General features: G+C 66.7%; 14 protein-coding genes. 3 read left to right on the top strand and 11 right to left on the bottom strand.

Annotated elements, in window-relative coordinates; genetic code table 11:
• Positions 1-189: 189 nt before the first annotated feature.
• Entirely contained in the window at positions 190-1,842 is a 1,653-nt protein-coding gene (gene aceB, locus IAQ70_RS16145) for a malate synthase A (RefSeq protein WP_190990332.1), read from the bottom strand.
• Between the two features lie 95 nt (positions 1,843-1,937).
• Positions 1,938-3,254, bottom strand: a complete 1,317-nt coding sequence (aceA, locus tag IAQ70_RS16140; RefSeq protein WP_190990331.1) for an isocitrate lyase — start codon at positions 3,252-3,254, stop codon at positions 1,938-1,940.
• 152 nt (positions 3,255-3,406) lie between these two features.
• Between aceA and IAQ70_RS16135 the strand changes: the two genes are divergently transcribed.
• Entirely contained in the window at positions 3,407-4,921 is a 1,515-nt protein-coding gene (locus tag IAQ70_RS16135) for an XRE family transcriptional regulator (RefSeq protein WP_190990330.1), read from the top strand.
• Between the two features lie 210 nt (positions 4,922-5,131).
• Here IAQ70_RS16135 and IAQ70_RS16130 read toward each other — a convergent pair whose 3' ends face one another.
• From IAQ70_RS16130 to IAQ70_RS16100, 7 genes are all read right to left on the bottom strand, one after another.
• A complete protein-coding gene (locus IAQ70_RS16130) occupies positions 5,132-6,511 on the bottom strand; it encodes an LLM class flavin-dependent oxidoreductase (RefSeq protein WP_190990329.1) in 1,380 nt (459 codons plus the stop codon).
• A gap of 26 nt (positions 6,512-6,537) precedes the next feature.
• The gene (locus IAQ70_RS16125; protein WP_190990328.1) at positions 6,538-7,332 is read right to left on the bottom strand and encodes an ABC transporter ATP-binding protein; all 795 of its coding nucleotides are present in this window, start codon (positions 7,330-7,332) and stop codon (positions 6,538-6,540) included.
• Positions 7,308-8,171 carry an ABC transporter permease gene (locus IAQ70_RS16120; RefSeq protein WP_190990327.1) on the bottom strand — a complete coding sequence of 288 codons (864 nt, stop codon included), beginning with the start codon at positions 8,169-8,171 and terminating at the stop codon, positions 7,308-7,310. The genes IAQ70_RS16125 and IAQ70_RS16120 overlap by 25 nt, the downstream gene beginning before the upstream one ends.
• Positions 8,168-9,286: an ABC transporter substrate-binding protein gene (locus tag IAQ70_RS16115; protein ID WP_190990326.1), complete on the bottom strand. Its 1,119-nt coding sequence runs from the start codon at positions 9,284-9,286 to the stop codon at positions 8,168-8,170. The genes IAQ70_RS16120 and IAQ70_RS16115 overlap by 4 nt, the downstream gene beginning before the upstream one ends.
• 667 nt (positions 9,287-9,953) lie before the next feature.
• Positions 9,954-10,970: a TAXI family TRAP transporter solute-binding subunit gene (locus IAQ70_RS16110; protein ID WP_190990325.1), complete on the bottom strand. Its 1,017-nt coding sequence runs from the start codon at positions 10,968-10,970 to the stop codon at positions 9,954-9,956.
• On the bottom strand, positions 10,963-12,459 hold the full coding sequence (locus IAQ70_RS16105) for a sensor histidine kinase (RefSeq protein ID WP_190990324.1): 1,497 nt from the start codon (positions 12,457-12,459) through the stop codon (positions 10,963-10,965). The genes IAQ70_RS16110 and IAQ70_RS16105 overlap by 8 nt, the downstream gene beginning before the upstream one ends.
• Entirely contained in the window at positions 12,456-13,124 is a 669-nt protein-coding gene (locus tag IAQ70_RS16100; RefSeq protein ID WP_190990323.1) for a response regulator transcription factor, read from the bottom strand. The genes IAQ70_RS16105 and IAQ70_RS16100 overlap by 4 nt, the downstream gene beginning before the upstream one ends.
• Positions 13,125-13,382: 258 nt before the next feature.
• Here IAQ70_RS16100 and IAQ70_RS16095 point away from each other — a divergent pair, with 258 nt between their 5' ends.
• Both IAQ70_RS16095 and IAQ70_RS16090 read left to right on the top strand, forming a co-directional pair.
• Positions 13,383-14,768, top strand: coding sequence for an MFS transporter (locus IAQ70_RS16095; protein ID WP_190990322.1), 1,386 nt, complete (start codon positions 13,383-13,385; stop codon positions 14,766-14,768).
• Between the two features lie 314 nt (positions 14,769-15,082).
• Complete coding sequence (locus IAQ70_RS16090) at positions 15,083-16,831, top strand: pyruvate dehydrogenase (protein ID WP_190990321.1); 1,749 nt, start codon at positions 15,083-15,085, stop codon at positions 16,829-16,831.
• A 222-nt stretch (positions 16,832-17,053) separates the two neighbouring features.
• Here the strand turns inward: IAQ70_RS16090 and IAQ70_RS16085 are convergent, their stop codons facing one another.
• Both IAQ70_RS16085 and rsgA read right to left on the bottom strand, forming a co-directional pair.
• Positions 17,054-17,926, bottom strand: coding sequence for a hydroxymethylpyrimidine/phosphomethylpyrimidine kinase (locus IAQ70_RS16085; protein ID WP_190990320.1), 873 nt, complete (start codon positions 17,924-17,926; stop codon positions 17,054-17,056).
• 31 nt (positions 17,927-17,957) lie between these two features.
• On the bottom strand, positions 17,958-19,118 hold the full coding sequence (gene rsgA, locus IAQ70_RS16080; RefSeq protein ID WP_317983682.1) for a ribosome small subunit-dependent GTPase A: 1,161 nt from the start codon (positions 19,116-19,118) through the stop codon (positions 17,958-17,960).
• Positions 19,119-19,241 lie beyond the last annotated feature (123 nt).

The raw sequence follows: 19,241 nt of genomic DNA, 5'->3' as shown, positions 1-19,241 counted from the left end.
CGGGAAAGTGAGAGAGCGTCGGCCTTTTTCTTGCGTTAAGTGAGAGAGCGTCCGAGGGGCACACCCGGGTGGGTGGGCCGAGGGGGGGACCTGCTCAAGGGGTGTTCCGTCGCCGGGCCGGCCCCCCGGATCTCGGGGGTGCCTGTTGCGAAGGGCGTGCCTGCCCGGCGGACGGAAATCTGTGCGGCTTTATGCGGCGGCGAGCTCTTCCTGGGTTGCCTTCTCGCGGGCTTCGGTGAGGTAGCGGGCGTAGGCGGGGAGGGTCAGGAAGGACGGGAAGTCCTGGCTGAGCGTGACTTCCTCGAAGATGTCGCGGGCGTCTTCGAAGCGGTCGCCGTCGAAGCGTTCCAGGCGTGCGAACTCTTCGTCGAGCAGTTCCTCGATCCAGTGGTGGGTGATGATTTCGCCGTGGTCGGTGATGGCGCTGGCGAACATCCACTGCCACAGCTGCGAGCGGGAGATCTCCGCGGTGGCGGCGTCTTCCATGAGGTTGTGGATGGCGACGGCGCCGTTTCCACGCAGCCAGGATTCGATGTACCGGATGCCCACTTCGATGTTGTTCCGGATGCCCTGCTCGGTGATGGTGCCTGTCGTGGCGGCCACGTTGATGAGGGCGCGGTCATCGGGGGTGACGTCCTCGCGGGTGCGGTCCAGCTGGTTGGGCTTCTCTCCCAGGATCGAGTCGAACACCTCGCGGCAGACGGGCACGAGGTCCGGGTGGGCCACCCAGGAGCCGTCGAAGCCGTCGTTGGCCTCGCGGGTCTTGTCGGCACGGACCTTCTCGAAGGCGTTGGCGTTGGCTGCTTCGTCCTTGCGGTTGGGGACGGCAGCGGCCATGCCGCCGATGGCCATGGCGCCGCGCTTGTGGCAGGCGCGGACCAGCTGTTCGGTATAGGCACGCATGAACGGCTGGGTCATGGTCACCTGGGCGCGGTCCGGCAGGACGAACCGGGGGCCGCGGGTGCGGAAGTTCTTGATCAGGGAGAAGATGTAGTCCCAGCGGCCGGCGTTCAGGCCGGATGCGTGGTCGCGAAGTTCGTAGAGGATCTCCTCCATTTCGAACGCGGCGGTAATGGTCTCGATCAGCACGGTGGCACGGATGGTGCCCTGCGGGATGCCGAGCAGGTCCTGCGCGAGGATGAAGATGTCGTTCCACAGGCGTGCTTCGAGGTGGTTCTCAATCTTCGGCAGGTAGAAGTACGGCCCCTTGCCCTGGGCCAGGAGGCGGCGGGCGTTGTGGAAGAAGAACAGGCCGAAGTCCACGATGCCGCCGGCCACGGGGGCGCCGTCGATGAGCATGTGCTTCTCGGGCAGGTGCCAGCCCCGGGGGCGCACCACGATGGTGGGGAGTTCGCCGGCGGGCCGGAGCTTGTATTCCTTGCCCTCGGGACTCGTGAAGTCGATCCGGCGTTCCAGGGCGTCGGTGAGGTTCAGCTGGCCCTTGATGACGTTCCGCCAGGTGGGGGTGGAGGAGTCTTCCATGTCCGCGAGCCAGACCTTCGCGCCGGAGTTCAGCGCGTTGATGGTCATCTTCTGGTCCACCGGGCCGGTGATTTCCACCCGGCGGTCCTCCAGCCCGGGGGCCGGGGGAGCGACCCGCCACGACGGATCATTGCGGATGTCCTCGGTCTCGCGGAGGAAGCGAGGGTCCTGGCCGGCGGCGATCTCGGCCCGGCGGGTCCGGCGTGCCTGCAGCAGCTCCTGCCGGCGCTCCGCGGTGGCCCGGTGCAGCCTTGCGACAAACTCCAAAGCATCCGGAGTAAGAACCTCGTCCTGCCGGCAAATGGGCTGCGCGGTGAGTGTAATTCCGTTGATAGTGAAGCTGTCAGTGAAGGTGTTCATTTCAAGTCTCCTGTTGCGTGGCCCAACTGGGTAGCAGTAAGTGTCGTTTTGAGCCTCCAAAACGACACTTACTGCTACTTACTTGGGGAAAGTTTCTAGTGGAACTGGCCTTCTTCGGTGGATCCCACCAGAGCCAGGGTGGACGCGTTCGGGTTGAGCGCGGTGGCAATGTCGTCGAAGTAGCCGGTGCCGACTTCGCGCTGGTGCTTGGTCGCGGTGTAGCCGCGGGACTCGGAGGCGAATTCCTTTTCCTGGAGTTCGACGTAGGCGCTCATGCCTTCACGGGCGTAGCCGTGGGCGAGGTCGAACATCGAGTAGTTCAGGGCGTGGAAGCCGGCCAGGGTGATGAACTGGAACGTGAAGCCCATGGCGCCAAGTTCACGCTGGAACTTCGCGATGGTGGCGTCGTCCAGGTGCTTGCGCCAGTTGAACGACGGCGAGCAGTTGTAGGAAAGCATCTGGTCCGGGAACTCGGCCTTGACCGCCTCGGCGAACTTCTTGGCCAGCTCGAGGTCAGGGGTGCCCGTCTCCATCCAGATGAGGTCGGAGTAGGGGGCATAGGCCTTGGCGCGGGCGATGCAGGGTTCGATGCCGTTGCGGACCTTGTAGAAGCCTTCCGGGGTGCGTTCGCCGGTGACGAATTCCTGGTCGCGGGGATCGACGTCGGAGGTGATCAGGGTGGCTGCCTCGGCGTCGGTGCGGGCGATGACCACGGACGGGGTGCCCGCGACGTCGGCTGCCAGGCGGGCGGCGTTCAGGGTGCGGACATGCTGCTGGGTGGGAATCAGGACCTTGCCGCCGAGGTGGCCGCACTTCTTTTCCGAGGCGAGCTGGTCTTCCCAGTGCACGCCCGAGGCGCCGGCCTGGATCATGGATTTCATGAGTTCGTAGGCGTTCAGCGGGCCGCCGAAGCCGGCCTCGGCGTCGGCGACGATCGGGACCATCCAGTCCTCAACAGTCTGGACGCCTTCGGAGAACTCGATCTGGTCCGCGCGGAGCAGGGCGTTGTTGATGCGGCGGACCACGGTCGGGACAGAGTTGGCGGGGTACAGCGACTGGTCCGGGTAGGTGTGGCCGGAGTTGTTGGCATCCGCGGCGACCTGCCAGCCGGAGAGGTAGATGGCGCGGAGGCCGGCCTTGACCTGCTGAACGGCCTGGTTGCCGGTCAGGGCGCCCAAGGCGTTGGTGTATTTGCCGGTCTTGTGTTCTTCGGTGAGCTGCTTCCAGAGCTTCTCGGAACCGCGGCGGGCCAGCGTGTGCTCTTCGGAGACCCGGCCGCGGAGCTTGACGACGTCCGTTGCCTTGTAGTCACGGGTCACACCTTCCCAGCGGGGATTGGCGGCCCACTCGAGCTCCAGGGCGGCGGCCTGCTCTTCGGGCGTCTGCTGGGTAGGCTCAAATGCTGCAGTCATCGGTGTCTCCTTGATTGAGCTCCGGGAGTTATATGCCGGCCGGAGCTGCGTCGCTGCAGTTCCGGCCGGCTGCCCCGGTGCGGTGTTTCTTTCCGTGTTCACTACTTTTCAGCACTTTCAAGCTATGCAATAGGGGAAAAGGGTGGAAAGAAATGCACTTCTTCGCGTATCCTCAAGAAATGTCACCTGGAAGCTGGAATCGCGAAGTTGCGCCGCCGTCGTCGTCCGCCGCTGCCCCGGCACTGGACGTCATCAGCCTGGGCCGCCGCGTGCGGCATCTGCGCAAGCAGGCCGGGTTCACGCTCGATGACCTGAGCGCAGCCGTCGGGACTGCGCCGAGCCAGCTGAGCCTGATCGAAAACGGGAAGCGGGAGCCGAAACTGAGCCTGCTGCAGGGGCTGGCTGCTGCTCTGAACGTGAGCATCGATCAGCTGCTCGGGGCCGAACCGCCGAGCCGCCGCGCGGCCCTCGAAATCGAGCTGGAACGCTACCAGCGCGGGCCTCTCTATGAGTCGCTGAACCTGCCCAAAATCCGCATCAGCTCGCGGCTTCCGCTCGATGTGCTGGAAGCCCAGGTGGGCCTGCTGCACGAACTGGAACGCAAGCTCAACGAGCAAGTGGCGACGCCGGAAGAAGCCCGCCGCGCGAACGGTGAACTGCGTGCCATGATGCGCGAGCGCGGCAACTATTTTCCGGAGTACGAGGCCGAGGCGCAGAAAGTGCTCGGTTTGGTCGGCTACACCACCGGTCCGCTTAGCCAGCACGTGATTGCAGACATCGCCGAAAAGCTCGGATTCACCCTCCATCACGTGGGCGATCTGCCGCATTCCACCCGTTCCGTGACCGATTTGAAGAACCGCAGAATTTACCTGACGCAGAGCCAGCGGCAGGACCACGACCCCCGCTCGGTCCTGCTGCAGGCGTTGGGGCACTACGTCCTGGGGCACGAGACGCCCAAGAGCTACGGCGACTTTTTGGCCCAGCGGGTTGCCACGAACTACTTCGCGGCCGCGTTGTTGTTGCCGGAGCAGGCCACGGTGGACTTCCTGCAGAAAGCCAAGACGGCCAAGGAAATCGCCGTGGAGGACATCCGCGACGCTTTTGCCGTGTCCTACGAAACCGCCGCGCACCGCTTCACCAACCTGGCAACGAAGCACTTGGGGATCACCACCCACTTCCAGAAGACCCACCAGAGCGGCATCATCTACAAGGCCTACGAGAACGACGGCGTGACGTTCCCGATGGACCACACCGGCGCCATTGAAGGCCAACCGTCGTGCAAGTCGTGGACCTCACGGGCGGTGTTCGACGTGCCGGACAAGTTCAGTGCCTACAGCCAGTACACGGACACTCCGTCCGGCACGTTCTGGTGCACGGCCCGCACGGAGCGGTCGGCCAGCGGCGAGTTTTCGCTGTCGATCGGGGTGCCGTACCAGCACGTGAAGTGGTTCCGCGGCCGGGAGACCACGGCCCGGGAAAAGTCCACCTGCCCGGATCCGAACTGCTGCAAGCGGCCGCCGGCGTCGTTGGCCTCCGAGTGGGCCGGCAACGCCTGGCCGTCGGCCCGCGCCCACTCGCACCTGCTGGCCGCGATGCCGCCCGGCGCGTTCCCCGGAGTGGACGAGACCGAGGTCTACAGCTTCCTGCAGGCGCACTCGGGGAACTGACCCCAAGACGCTCTCTCACTTAATGCGGGTTTTTCGCCGACGCTCTCTCACTCCCTTAGGGAAAGTGAGAGAGCGTCGGGCGTTTTCGTGCGTTAAGTGAGAGAGCGTTCCATCACGGGAGCCGCTCGGGCTGGGACTTCGGGTGCCGCCAGGCGGTTTCGTGGTGCCCGCCCGGGTAGATGAACAGGTTGAGTTTCAGCTGCCTTCCCATCAGAACGCCGATCCGATCGAGGCCAGCTGGGATGCGGAGCCGCCGGTGTAGCGGTTGCCGGGGCGCTCCAGTCCGTAGTGCTCACGCAGCGTGCGGCCGGTGTATTCGGTGCGGAACAGTCCGCGGTCCTGCAGGATGGGCACCACCTGGTCCACAAACGTTTCCAGCCCCGAGGGCAGCACCGGCGGCATGATGTTGAAGCCGTCGGCGGCGCCGCCGTCGAACCATTCCTGGATGGCGTCGGCCACCTGGACGGGTGTGCCCGTGAAGGTCCGGTGCCCGCGGCCGCCGCCGAGCCGCCCGATCAGCTGCCGGACCGTCAGCTTTTCGCGCCGGGCAAGCTGGACGATCAGCGTGTACCGGCTCTTGGCACCCTCGATCTCGTCCTCGCCGGGCAGGTTGTCCGGCAGCTGGCGGTCCAGGGGCAGATCTTCCGGCGCCACACGCAGGGTTTTCGCCAGCTGGATCCGCGCGTACTCGGGCTTGATCAGGCGGTCCAGTTCGCGTTCCAGAGCGCGGGCTTCCTCCTCCGTGGCCCCGATGACCGGGACGATGCCCGGCAGGATCTTGATGGACTCCGGATCACGTCCGACGGCGGCGGTCCGGTTTTTGAGGTCCCGGTAGAAGTCCTGGGCGTCCGTGAGGGTCTGGTGGGCTGTGAAGACGGCGTCAGCGTACCGGGCGGCCAGGTCCTTGCCGTCCTCGGACGAGCCGGCCTGCACGATCAGCGGGTGTCCCTGCGGTGAGCGGGGCACGTTGAGCGGGCCGCGGACCTTGAAGTGCTTCCCCTCGTGGTCGATGGTGCGGATCCGGCCGGAATCCGCCCAGACGCCGTCGGCCTTGTCCGCCAGCACGGCCCCGTCTTCCCAGCTGTCCCACAGCTTCTTGGCCACTTCGATGAACTCGGCGGCACGCTCGTACCGGGTTGCGTGGGCGGGCTGGTCGTCCACGCCGAAGTTGCGGGCAGCGTCCGGCCCTGCGGTGGTGACCACGTTCCAGCCCGCGCGGCCGCCGCTGACCCAGTCCACGGACGCGAAGCGGCGGGCCAGGTTGAACGGCTCGTTGTACGTCGTGGAGGCGGTGGCGATCAGGCCGATGTGCTCCGTGGCGCCGGCGATGGCCGTCAGCAGCACCGTGGGCTCAAGCTTCCCGGCGGGTCGGCGGCCGACCTCGCCGAAGAGCACCGGCGAATCGGCGAAGAAAATGGAGTCCAGCTTGCCGCGTTCGGCGGTGCGGGCAAGCTGCTTGTAGTGCTCCACATTGGTGCTGGAATGCGGATCGCTCTCGGGCAGCCGCCATGATGACTCGTGGTGGCCGGTGCTCATCAGGAAGGCGTTGAGGTGGAGTTTGCGGTTTGTGGACGGGTTTTCGGAAGTCATGGGAGTGGTCCTTCGGGGAGGGAGGTTCAGTGGCTGGAAGCGGCGACGTCGACGCCGAGGGCTGTGAGCAGGTTGCGGCGCAGGGCTTCATGGCCGGCGGCGTCTACAGCAGTGCCGATTTCCGGCGCCACCTTGCGAACCGTGGCCACGCGGCCGCTGTCCAGGACCACGATCCGGTCAGCCAGGGCGATGGCCTCGTCCACGTCGTGGGTGACCAGCAGGACGGCGGGCCGGTGTGCTGCCACCAGGTCGCGGAGCAGGCCGTGCATCTTGATTCGGGTCAGTGCGTCGAGGGCGCCGAACGGTTCGTCGGCCAGCAGCAGCTGCGGTTCGCGGACCAGGGAGCGGGCCAGGGCCACGCGTTGCTGCTCACCGCCGGACAGCTCATGCGGCCAGGCTTTTTCCCTACCTGCAAGCCCCACTTCGGCGAGGGCCTTGCGTGCCTTGGCATCGGCGTCGTGATCCCGCAGCCCCAGCGTGACGTTGCCGAGGACACTGTCCCAGGGCAGGAGCCGGGAGTCTTGGAAGACCACCGAGACGCGGTCCGGGACGCTGATGACGCCGCTGCCTTTCACGTCGTGGTCCAGCCCGGCGAGCGCCCGCAGCAGGGTGCTCTTGCCGCAGCCGCTGGGGCCCAGCAGTGCCACGAACTCGCCGGGCGCGATGTCCAGGTCCACGCCGTTCAGGACGCCCTTGGGCCCGAACCCGCGGATCAGGCCGCGAACAGAAACAGCGGAAACCGTGGGGGCCTCCCGTAAAGTGCGCGGGGTGGTGCCGGGGGAGGATCCGACGGCGGTCAGCCCGCCAAAGTGCGCTGCCATGAGAGGGCCTTTCGTTCGATGAAGCGGACAATGCCGTCGGAGAGCAGGCCAAGGATGCCGTACACGGCCAGCCCGAGGACGATGATGTTGGTTTGGCCATAGGTGCGGGCGAGCTCCATCATGTAGCCGATGCCGCTGGTGGAGTTGATCTGCTCCACCACCACCAGGGACACCCAGGCTCCGGTGACCGCGAAGCGGAGACCCAGGAAGAAGCCGGGCAGGGCTCCGGGCAGGACCACGCGGCGGATGAAGCCGGCCCGTGACAGGCCCACGGTCTGCGCGAGCTCGACGTAGCGCAGGTCAATTCCGCGCAGCGCGGCGTGCGTCTGCAGGTAGATGGGGACGAAGACGCCGAGGGTGATGGTGAGGACCTTCATGGTCTCGTCGATCCCGAACCAGAGGATCAGGAGGGGGATCAGGGCGAGGCCGGGGATGGCGCGTTTGATCTGGACCGGCCCGTCAATGAGCGCCTCGCCGGCCCGGCTGAGCCCGGACAGAAGGGCCAGCACTGCTCCGACGACGATGCCGAAGAACAGCCCGAGTCCGGCGCGCTGGGCGGAGATGGCAAGGTTTTCCTGGAGCCGGCCATCGGCGATCAGCTCACCGGCGGTGGCCACCACTGTCCAAGGTTCAGACAGGATGCGGGGGTCCAGCAGCCCTGTTGCTGAAGCGACTGTCCAGAGCAGCAGCAGCGCGGAGGGGCCCAGCAGCCAGGCGAGCCGCCGTCGTCGTCCGGGTCCCAGCCTGCGCCCGGTGGGCCGCACATCCTTGGGGTGCGCGGGCGCCGGATCCTGGTGGGGTGCGACGGCGGTGCGCCGCACCGCGGTTGCGGCGCTCACGCCCCGGCCTTGCCGGCCGCAGCGAAGGATGTGCCCGCAATGGCTTCGTAGCGGGTGTCGTAGAGGTCCGCCGCCACCAGTTCGGGTTTCTTCTGTTCACGGGCCAGCAGGTCGATGGTCTGCTGGTGCCGTTCGATGGCTTCGGCCCAGGACAGTGGAACGTCCGCCTTGCCGGCGGCATCGATCAGGTACCGGCCGTCCTCACGTGAAAGTCCCTGGTCCTTGACGTAGTACCCTTCCAGCCACTCCGCCGGGTGGTCCTCCACCCAGCGCTTGGCCTTGCCCCACACCTCAACGTATGCGGCGAGCGCCGCGGCCTTGGCCGGATCGTCCAGGACCTTGGCGGGGGAGTACAGGTGGCTGGGGTCATCGCGCAGGCCGTGCCGCAGGGTGGACCCGCCGTCGGCCTGGTACTTGGACAGGTAGCGCTTGATCTGAACGCCCCCGAGGGGTGCGGCGTCCACCTGCTTGCTGGCGAGGGCCGTGGCATAGACGTCGCCGGTGCTGGGCAGTTCCACCAGCTTCACGTCCTTCTGGCCGAGCCCGGCCTTTTCCAGGATCCGCAGCACCAGCGCGCCCTGGGCCTGGCCCGGGCTGTAGGCGATCTTCTTGCCACGCAGTTCCTGCAGGGAGGAAATCCCTGCTCCGGGAGCGATACCGAGTTCGTACAGCGGATGGTTCACGGCGTCCTGCCGGAAGGCGCTGGCGATGATGCGCACATCCAGGCCCGTCCAGGTCGCGTGGATCGGCGGGATGTCCGCCACTGAGCCCACGTCCAGGGCGTTGGCCCGGAAGGCCTCAGTGGTCTGCGGGCCACCGGAAATGTTGGCGAACTCAACGTTGAAGTCCAGTTCCTTGATCAGGCCGGACAGCTCCAGCGCCACCTTTACACTGGGATCGCCCACGGTGATGGTGGTCCCGGCCGGCACAGTTGGGGCGAGCGGTGCCACCGCCGCCCGGCTGGCGGATGGGCTGCCGGCCGTGGCGGTTCCGCCGCACGCAGTCAGCAGCCCGAGCGCCGGCAGAGCCAGGAGACCGGCCAGGGCGCGGCGCCGGGTCAGGGTGGCCTGCCCGCTTTGGGCGGACAGGGGAGACGAGGATGAAGCGAAGGACATAGCTGGCCTTTCGATGCGGGGCGTGGGGGCATGGGGGCGTGTGCGTGGGAAGGCGGATTGTGGGCGCAGCGGAGCTGGCCCGCGGAGCGGGGCCGGAGGGAAAGCGTAGGGACCAGCCGCGCGCCGGTCAGCTGCCAGCGGCTAGTTGGCGGCGCCGGACATGAAGCCGGGGCCGGCGCCGCGCATGCGGCACGTTCGTTCGGAGCGGCAACAGGCCGCACCGGAGGTAGGGTCGCGTTTCATGCGGATAGTTGCTTCCGGCATGGGGTCCTCCTGTTCGTTCCGGTGCGTTCTGAGGGCTGTTCTGTGTTGCCCTGCGTGGGCTGTGGAACCCACTCAAGCACGGTCTCCGGGCCTTGGCCAGCACTGCGCAACGGAAGCGAAACGGGACGAAACCACGCTACTTATGGCGCCACTTAAGGGACCAACGGGGCAACAGCGCGCCTTGATCCGCAACCGTGGTTAATGTGACTGGAAACCGCGCATTCACGCTTGCTGCCTCGAGGCTGCGGAACATACGACGGCGGCTGGCGGGCCGCCGTCGTCCCCTCACCACCCCCGGACGCTCTTTCACTTAATGCGGGTTTCTCCCGGACGCTCTCTCACTTTCTTGGGGAAAGTGAGAGAGCGATCGGGGTTTTTCTGCATTAAGTGATAGAGCGTTCCATCACCCGTGGAGGTCGCGGTAGGCGGCGGCCGCGGCGGGGTGGAGCGGCAGGCCCGGTGTGTTGATCAGCGACTCGGGGCTCAGGAACTGGACGCCCAGGCTGGAACGCGGGATCAGTTCCTCCGCGTGACCCACCAGGATCTCGACCGTCTTTTTCACCGTGCGGGCATCCGCGTCGCTCCGGCACAGGAGGAGGTTCGCCACCCCCACCGTCCAGACCGCCGGAATGCCGGGGTAGGCACCCTCCGGGATCAGGACGCGGTCATAGAAGACGCCATGTTTGGCGCGCAGCGCCGGGAGGAGCGGGGAGAGGTCCAGCAGCCGCAGGCCCGCATTGTTATGGGCAGCCGCAATGGCCGCGGTGGGCACGCCGCCGGACCAGAACAGCGCATTAACCGACCCGTTCTGCAGTGCCGCAAGGCCCTCGTTGAGCCCGAGATTCAGCACGGTGACCGTACCGGCGGCGACTGGCGTGCCAGTTCCACCAGCGGAGGAGCTCAACCCGGCAGCCTCGATCAGGCGCGGAGTGGTCAGCGACGTCCCGGACCCGGGTTCCCCGACAGCCACGGTCCGGCCGGCCAGCCCGGCAATGTCCAGGATGCCGCTGTCCCTCCGGACAACGCAGTGTACGTAGTTCTCATAGACCTTCCCGACGGCGGAAATTCCGACGGCGGTGGCGTCGCCTGCCGCTGCCCGCTGGGCCGCCGAGTCAGAGAGTGCGACCGCGAACGTTGCCTTGCCGGAGAGCAGGAATTCAAGGTTATCCAGGCTGCCGCCGGTGGTCAGTGCGGTGGCCTGGCCTGCGACGCCGTGGCGTTGCAGGGACTCCGCCAGCAGCCCGGCGAACTCCAGGTAGAACCCACCCGGTTCGCCGCCGGCCACGGTCACAGTGTCCGGACGGTCGTCCGGGGTGCACGCACTGAGCCCGGGAAGCAGCAGCCCGGTCAGGCCGGCTGCGAGGCCTGCCTTGAGGGCGTCCCGCCGGGGAAGGCCGCGGGTCCGGTTGGGGTCAGTCATCCTGCCCCTTCCCAGTGGCCGCATCCTGCTCTGCTGCCGCCTCGTGCCCCGCTGCGACGTCCTCCACGGACCCGGCGGCTGTCTGTGGAAACTCGAGACGCGCAACCAGCCCGTGCGGGGAGGCGGCGGCGAGCACCAGGCGGCCGCCGTTGGCCGCCGCCAGCTTGTCCACGATGGTCATGCCCAGGCCGGAACCGCGGGTCCCGCGGTTCCGCGGCGAGCGCCAGAACCGGCCGGTGGCTGCTGCCCGTCCGTCGGCGGAAAGCCCGGGCCCGTCGTCGGCCACCTCGATCCACACCGCGCCCGGACGCGGACGGACAGCGACTGAGATGTGGGCACCCGGCGCGTACTTGATGGCGTTGTTGATCAGTTCCGCCACCATCTGGGCGAGCTCGGCGGGGTGGCAGACAGTGTGCGCGGCCGGTTCCGGCGGACTGTGCAACAGGATGGTCGCTCCGCTGCGCCGTGCCGCAGGTCCGGCGCGCTCCGCCTCTTCCTGGAGGATCGGGTAGGGATCAAGGGGACCCTGCGCGCCGCCCAAAGGACGCCGGGAGGCGCCCGCCGGACTCCGGGCAGAGTCTTCACCCGCCCGGTGCTCGGCCGCCGCCAGCTTGAGCACCCCCTCGAGGATCCCTTCCACGTGTTCCAGCTCTGCCAGGACTCCCGCTGCAGCATCTTTCTGGCGCACGGTCTGCAGTTCCAGCTGCAGCAGATCGATCCTGAGCCGCAGGGCGCCCACCGGGTTGCGCAGTTCGTGCGAGGTGTCAGCGATCAGCTGCCGCTGGGATTCCAGGCTGTTGCTGACGGTCCGGGCCATCGTGGAGAAGGAACGGCTCAGTTCCCGCAGCTCCGGCGGCCCGTCCTCCGGAAGCTGACCTGTCCGGCCGGTGGCCTCAAGTTCCGTCACCGCGGAGTTCAACCGGTGGACCGGGCGCAGCACCCATCCGGTCACCCGCGCCGCAGCAAGGAGGAGCACCGCAGCGAGCGCGGCCGCTGCCAGGCCGACCAGCAGCCACCGCTCCCGCAGTTTCTGCCGGGCCGCTTCCAGGTCCACTTCCAGGATCACCTCGCCCAACACCTGGCTGGCGCTGCCGAAGGACCGGGAGAGCACCTCCGAGGCCGGTCCGAACGGCTGGAGCGGAGCAAGGGTGGTGTCGCTGAGGTTCAGGTTGGCCCGCGCCAGCGCACCACCGACGTCGGCCCTGTCCTCGCTCAGGCCGCCGGACCGCAGCGTCCCGCCCTGGAGGCGGATCAGGACTCCCTCGCCGTAGAGTTCGGAGTACCTGTCCATCTCCGTCTGAAGCCCCTCGGACTCATCGGCAGCTGCAGCGTCGAAGGCCACCTGCGCGAACCGGTTAAGCGCGGTCACCCGTTTGATCTGGAGTTCCTGGGTCAGTTCCCGGCTGACGGACGCGAGGATGGCGGTGGAGCCCAGGATAACCAACAGGACGGACAGCACGCTGAGGATGCCCAGGACGCGCAGCTTCACGCGGGGTCCGCCTCAATCCGGTAGCCCACGCCGCGGACGTTGATGATGAATCCCGGCAGTTGGAGCTTCGCCCGTAGCCCGGTCAGGTGCACGTCGAGCGCGCGGGAGGAGGCCACGAAGGCGTCTCCCCACAGCGCATCCAGGATCTGTTCCCGGGTCACCACCGAACCCGCATGGCTGGCCAACAGGGCGAGCAGGTCGAACTCTGTGGCCGTCAGCGGCAACTCGTCGGAACCACGGGTTGCCACCCGCCGTTCGAGGTCAATCTCCAGATCCCGCAGCACGATGCTCCGCTGCGGTGCGTCGAAGTGGCGGCCCGCGCGGCGGGTGACCGCTTCGATGCGGGCGAGCAACTCAACCAGCTTCACCGGCTTGACGAGGTAGTCATCCGCTCCTGACCGCAGCCCGAGCACCACGCTGCGTTCGTCGTCGCGCGCTGTCAGGATCAGGATGGGAACCGGGGTGACCTGGCGCAACTTCCGCAGTACGTCGAGCCCATCCATGTCCGGGAGCCCCAGATCCAGCAGGATCACGCCGAACTTCCGGTGGACCAGCAGGGCATCGGCCCCGCGGGCTACGCGGGTGGGATTGTGGCCTGCGGTCAGCACCGCTGCGGCCAGCGCGGATGCCATGGCGTCGTCGTCCTCGACGATCAGCAATTCCATGGTCCGGTCCCTTTTCGTTGACTGGGCACCAAAATCTGCCCGCTTTGGAGATTACCCCCCGGCCCCGGTGAAACCTAAGGAAGTGTTAGGAAAAGCCCTCCCACGTTGGCTGTGCTGTGCATCACGCATAGCTTGGAGGAGTCCCTCGGCGTGTGCGGAGGACCGTCAATGTCGAGGAGGAACCATGGGCAATGTTGCCATGGACAGCAGGAATTTAAGCCAGGAAACCGCGGCGCCGCAGCTTAGGAAGGTTCAGCGATGAGCACCCAGCAAACCGAAGTCCCGAGTGAGGCAGCCCAGACGCGCAAGGCCGTGGGCAACATCCTCAAGGGCTCCGCGGGCAACCTCGTGGAGTGGTTCGACGTCTACATCTACACCGCATTTTCGGCGTACTTCGCGTCCCACTTCTTCAGCTCCGCAGACCCCCTGCAGAGCAACCTGGAGGCCATGGCCGTTTTCGCCGTGACCTTCCTGATGCGCCCGATTGGCAGCTGGTTCTTCGGCCGTTATGCGGACAGGAACGGCCGCAAGGCGGCACTGACCCTCAGCGTGACCATGATGTCCGCAGGCTCGTTTGCCATTGCCGTGCTCCCCACTAAAGACGTGATTGGGACCTGGGCGCTGATCCTGCTCGTGTTGATCCGTCTGCTCCAGGGATTCTCGGTGGGCGGCGAATACGGCACCAGTGCCACGTACATGTCCGAAGCGGCCACGGCCAAGCGCCGCGGCTTCTTCTCGAGCTTCCAGTACGTCACGCTGATCGGCGGACAGATGCTGGCACTGCTTACCCTGGTGGTCCTGGAAAGCACGCTGGGCAAGGAGGCCCTCGGTGAATGGGGGTGGCGTATCCCGTTCGCCATCGGCGGCGTGGCAGCCCTTGTGGTCCTGTGGCTCCGGCGCTCCATGGAGGAGACCATCTCCGCAGAGCAGGCAGCTGCTGCCCACGTCCGGGTCGAGGGCGAGGCCCAGCCGGGCACCCTGAAGCTCCTCTTCACGAAGCACTGGAAGGCACTGCTGATCTGCATCGGCGTCACCCTCGGCGGCACCATGGCCTTCTACACGTACACCAACTTCACGCTGTCCTTCATGCAGAACACCAGCGGAATCCCCAAGGAGCAGACGTCGGTCATCAGCTTCTGGGCATTGTTCATTTTTATGCTGCTGCAGCCTGTCTACGGCATCATTTCGGACAAAGTGGGCCGCAAGCCCCTGCTCCTGTGGTTCGGCATCACGGGTGTCCTGTTCACGTGGCCGCTGCTCTCCACCCTGGCCGGCACCAAGGACCCGTTCATGGCGTTCCTGCTCATGATGGGCGGCCTGCTGATTGTGGGTGGCTACACGTCCATCAACGCCCTGGTGAAGGCCGAACTGTTCCCGGCCTCCATCCGCGCCCTCGGCGTTGGGCTGGGCTACGCGATCGCCAACTCCCTCTTCGGCGGCACCACGCCGCTGGTGGGTGCCGCGCTGCAGAAAGCCGGGCAGGTGGAGGTGCTGTTCACCTACATCACGGTGGGCATCGCCATCTCCCTGGTGGTCTACATCTTCGCGCTGAAGAACAAAAAAGCCACCCACCTGGACCGCGAGCAGGGCGACGCCTGGAACGGCCCGGCCAAGGACAGCGACAAGGACTTCGTCAGCGCCTAGCGTTTCGGGTTCCGGGGGAGACCCCGGTTGGAAGAGTTTTGGGTGACGTACGACGGCGGGTGCCCACCCGCCGTCGTCCGCTCACCGCATCAGGACGCTCTCTCACTTAATGCGGATTTTTCCCGGACGCTCTATCACTTTCTTGAGAATAGTGAGAGAGCGTTCCGGGTTTTCCTGCGTTAAGTGATAGAGCGTCCGCCGGGCGGGGGTCCTGACGCGCGTTCAGGCTGCGGGACTATATTGGCTCTGTCGGGTCATCGACCAGTCAGCCATTAACCAGTCAGCCCATCAACCTGATCGCGGGAGTGTGCACCATGGCCAAGGAACTCGCCAGCCAGCTCATCGAACAACTCATGGCTGCCGGCGTGCAGAGAATCTACGGGATTGTGGGCGACAGCCTGAACCCGATCGTCGATGCCGTGCGGAAAACGGGAGGCTCCAGGGAGGGCGGCATCGACTGGGTCCATGTCCGGCATGAGGAAGCCGCCGCCTTCGCCGCCGCGGCCGAAGCCCAGCTGACGGGGAAACTGGCAGTCTGCGCGGGTTCCTGCGGGCCCGGCAACCTGCACCTGATCAACGGACTCTACGACGCGAACCGCTCCGGCGCTCCCGTGCTCGCCATCGCGTCCCACATTCCCAGCAAGCAGATCGGCAGCAGCTTCTTCCAGGAAACCCATCCGGACCGGCTCTTCAACGAGTGCTCCGTCTATTCGGAAATGGTCAGCACTGCCGAGCAGGCGCCGCGCGTGATGCACAGCGCCATCCAGCACGCCTTCGGCCTCGGGGGAGTGGCCGTCGTCACGCTGCCCGGTGATATCGCCGGGCTGGAAGCGACGGCCGGGACGCCGCTGCCGGCGACGTTCCGGCGCGCCACGCTCACCCCGGATCCGGCCAGCGTCCGGGAACTTGCCGACGCGATCAACGAGGCCGGGAAGGTGGCAATCTTCGCCGGGGCCGGCGTGGCGGGCGCCCATGACGAACTGATTTCCCTCGCGGAGCTCATCAACGCGCCCATCGGCCACTCGCTGCGCGGCAAGGACTTCGTCCAGTACAACAACCCCTTCGACATTGGCATGACCGGCCTGCTGGGGTACGGTGCGGCGGCCGAGGGGATTGAGGACGCTGACCTGCTCATCCTGTTGGGCACGGACTTCCCCTACGACCAGTTCCTGCCGGAGACCCGCACCGCCCAGGTGGACCGTGCTGCCCACAGGCTGGGCCGGCGGACCGATGTCGACATCGCTGTCCATGGCGACGTGCTGCCCACCCTTGCCGCGCTGATGCCGCTGGTGAAGGCCAAAAAGAGCCGCCGGTTCCTTGACCAGATGCTGAAGAAGCACGACCGGCTGATGAACAAATCCGTCCGTGCCTACACCCGCAAGGTGGAGAAGAAGCAGCCCATCCATCCTGAATACGCGGCTTCCCTGCTGGACCAGGTGGCCGCCGAGGACGCCATCTTCACCGCTGACACCGGCATGTGCAACGTCTGGACCGCCCGCTACATCAACCCGCTCGGCACGCGGCGGCTGATCGGTTCCTACCTGCACGGCTCCATGGCCAACGCCCTGCCGCACGCCATCGGCGCCCAGCTGGCCTTTCCCGAACGCCAGGTCATCTCGGTATCGGGCGACGGCGGCCTGTCGATGCTGCTGGGCGAGCTCATCACGGTGGCCGCCCACAAGCTGCCGGTCAACGTGGTGGTCTTCAACAATTCCACGCTGGGCATGGTCAAGCTCGAAATGCTGGTGGACGGGCTCCCCGATTTCGGGGTGGACGTGCCCGACGCCGATTACGCCGGCGTCGCGCGTGCGCTGGGTTTCCACGCCGTGCGGGTCGCCGATCCGGCGCAGATCGAAGGAGCCTACCGCGCAGCGTTCGCCCATCCCGGCCCGTCGCTGGTGGAACTGATGACGGATCCGCAGGCGCTCTCGCTGCCGCCGAAGGTCTCCGGCACTCAGATGCTGGGTTTCGCCACCGCCATGTCCAAGGTGGTGCTGAACCGCGGTGCCGGTGAAGCGGTCAGCATGGCCCGGAGCAATTTGCGGAACCTTCCGCGGCGCTAGGCTTCCGCGCGTTCAGCGTCCGGGTCCGGTCCGCCGCACCGTCCGGCGCGTCGCACCGTCCGGCGCGTCGCACCGTCCGGCGCGTCGCGGGAAAAACCGAAACGCTCTCTCACTTAATGCAGGAAAAACGACGACGCTCTCTCACTTTCCCGAAAAAAGTGAGAGAGCGTCGTCGAAAAACCCGCATTAAGTGAGAGAGCGTCTGATGGGGCAGGGAGTGGGTTAGCGCCCGCCGCCCTGCCAGAGCGCGTCGAAGGGGGCGCCTGAGGCTACCCGGTTGCGGATGCCCGCTGTGACGAATTCCTTGGCGGTCCGGGCAGCCTCCAGCGGAGTGGCGCCCTTGGCCAGCTCGGCAGTCACTGCTGCGGCCAGCGAGCAGCCGGCACCGGAAACGGCCGCCTCGCCCACCTTGGGCGCGCTGAGGACCTCGAGGGTCTCGCCGTCGTAGTAAACGTCGACGGCGTCCGGACCCGCCAGCCGCACCCCGCCCTTGGCGAGCACCGCGGCGCCGCTGAGCTCATGGATGCGGATGGCCGCGGCCTTCAGGGATTCGACGTCGGTGATCGCCAGGCCGGACAACGATTCCGCCTCGAAGTGGTTGGGCGTGACGAACGTGGCCAGCGGCAGGATCTTCGCCTTCAGGGCCTGATCGGTGTCCAGCGCATGGCCCGGTTCCTGGCCCTTGCAGATCAGCACCGGGTCCAGGACCACGTTCCGGAACGCGCCCGCCTCCAATGCGGTTGCCACGGTGCCGATGGTGGCAGGGCTGCCCAACATGCCGATCTTGACGGTGTCCAGGACCGGCCGGCCGGGCACAGAGGGCGCCCCGGCAACGGCACTGTACGCCGCCGTCGTGGCCTCCAGCTGGTCCGCGATCACCTGCTGGTCCACCGGCACAAACCGGTGGTTCCAGCTGTCCTTCGGATCGAAGGACACGATGCAGGTGAGGTTGGCGATGCCGAACACACCCAGTTCCTGGAATGTCTTCAGGTCCGCCTGGGCGCCGGCCCCGCCGGTGGCTTCGGAGCCCGCGATCGTCAGGACGACGGCGGGAGCAGCGGCGGGGGACTGGGCGGCGGTGGAAGCGAGAGTCATGGTTCCATCCTGCCATCCGGCGCCGGGCCGCTCAGCGCCGCCGTCGCCTTGACCGCTGTTCCTCCTCCCGCTCTGACCTGGCCCGCTCTACAGAACGCTGGGATTTCCCTCCACCGACCACCTTTTGGTGCCACTCACGCTGGTAGGCGCGGCTGGCTGCGGCATCCTTACGGCGGGCCAGCGCAGCCAGTTCGCGTTGCAGCTTCCGGTAGTTATTCCAGCGGCGGTCCTCGAGCGTGCCGTCAGACAGGGCGGCCTGCACGGCGCAGCCGGGTTCCTGCTGATGGGCGCAGTCGGAAAACCGGCAGAGGCCGGCGAGCTCCTCCACATCACCGAACATCTGCTCCATGCCGTCGTCGGCGTCGAAAAGCCCGAACCCGCGGACGCCGGGAGTGTCCATGAGGACGGTGCCGTCCGCCAGCGCTACAAGCTCCCGGGAGGTCGTGGTGTGCCTGCCCCTGAAGTCACCGGAGCGGACGTCGCCTGTGTGCTGTACGTTGTGGCCAACAAGGGCGTTGATCAGGGTGGATTTACCTGCGCCGGAGGGCCCCAGCAGGACAAGCGTGCTGCGCGGCGGCAGACGTGCCAAAAGATCACCGATCCCGTCCCCGCTCTCCGCGGATGTGGTGACCACGTCAACACCTGCTGCCTGCAGGATGCCCTCCCCGACGACGTCGTCCGCCACGTTCGCCAGGTCCGCCTTGGTGATAATCACCAGGGGAACGGCGCCTGAATCCCAGGCGGCGACGAGTGTCCGTTCGAGACGGTTGTGCGTGAGCGGACGGTCAACCGGAACTACGACGCCGATCACGTCCATGTTGGCCGCCAGGACCTGCGCGGCGGAGGAGTCCTCGAAGGCGCGCTTCCGGCTGAGCTCCGAACGCCGGGGCAGTATGCCGAGAATCTGTCGGTCACCCGCGCGGTTCGGTCCTATCCAAACCCAGTCGCCCGTGACCGGCACGCCGGCATCAAGCGGGTAGGGAAGGTGCAGGAGTTCCGCGCCCACGGCCACCAGGACCAGGCTGCGGTCAACCCGCACCACCCGGCCGGGCTCGCAGGGATTATCCGCGCCACAGACAGGCAAGGGGTTTTCGGTGAAGTGCCGTGCGATCGCGGCGTTGTAGCCGTAAAGGGTTGGGCCGGTGGTGGACGTGACAGGACTGACCAGGCCGGGGCCTGAAGAATTTTTCACTTTGATACCTCGGGAAAAAGTCCCCTGGCACCGGCCACTCCCGGGCAAGGCCCAACGGTGCGGCACTCCGCGGGCAGTGCCCTATGCGGTACGGAAGCTGGAGACGGGGATGGTTATTTTGAT

The organism is Pseudarthrobacter sulfonivorans (genome assembly GCF_014712225.1).
GTDB classification, from domain to species: Bacteria; Actinomycetota; Actinomycetes; order Actinomycetales; family Micrococcaceae; genus Arthrobacter; species Arthrobacter sulfonivorans.
The sequence above is the reverse complement of the archived record's forward strand: the minus strand, read 5'-3'. Positions and strand labels throughout refer to the sequence as shown.

What these genes read in the sequence shown, in the direction of transcription:
- aceB (WP_190990332.1), bottom strand. Translation starts at nt 1,842, where the DNA reads ATGAACACCTTCACTGACAGCTTCACTATCAACGGAATTACACTCACC.
- aceA (WP_190990331.1), bottom strand. Translation starts at nt 3,254, where the DNA reads ATGACTGCAGCATTTGAGCCTACCCAGCAGACGCCCGAAGAGCAGGCC.
- IAQ70_RS16135 (WP_190990330.1), top strand. Translation starts at nt 3,407, where the DNA reads ATGCACTTCTTCGCGTATCCTCAAGAAATGTCACCTGGAAGCTGGAAT.
- IAQ70_RS16130 (WP_190990329.1), bottom strand. Translation starts at nt 6,511, where the DNA reads ATGACTTCCGAAAACCCGTCCACAAACCGCAAACTCCACCTCAACGCC.
- IAQ70_RS16125 (WP_190990328.1), bottom strand. Translation starts at nt 7,332, where the DNA reads ATGGCAGCGCACTTTGGCGGGCTGACCGCCGTCGGATCCTCCCCCGGC.
- IAQ70_RS16115 (WP_190990326.1), bottom strand. Translation starts at nt 9,286, where the DNA reads ATGTCCTTCGCTTCATCCTCGTCTCCCCTGTCCGCCCAAAGCGGGCAG.
- IAQ70_RS16110 (WP_190990325.1), bottom strand. Translation starts at nt 10,970, where the DNA reads ATGACTGACCCCAACCGGACCCGCGGCCTTCCCCGGCGGGACGCCCTC.
- IAQ70_RS16100 (WP_190990323.1), bottom strand. Translation starts at nt 13,124, where the DNA reads ATGGAATTGCTGATCGTCGAGGACGACGACGCCATGGCATCCGCGCTG.
- IAQ70_RS16095 (WP_190990322.1), top strand. Translation starts at nt 13,383, where the DNA reads ATGAGCACCCAGCAAACCGAAGTCCCGAGTGAGGCAGCCCAGACGCGC.
- IAQ70_RS16090 (WP_190990321.1), top strand. Translation starts at nt 15,083, where the DNA reads ATGGCCAAGGAACTCGCCAGCCAGCTCATCGAACAACTCATGGCTGCC.
- IAQ70_RS16085 (WP_190990320.1), bottom strand. Translation starts at nt 17,926, where the DNA reads ATGACTCTCGCTTCCACCGCCGCCCAGTCCCCCGCCGCTGCTCCCGCC.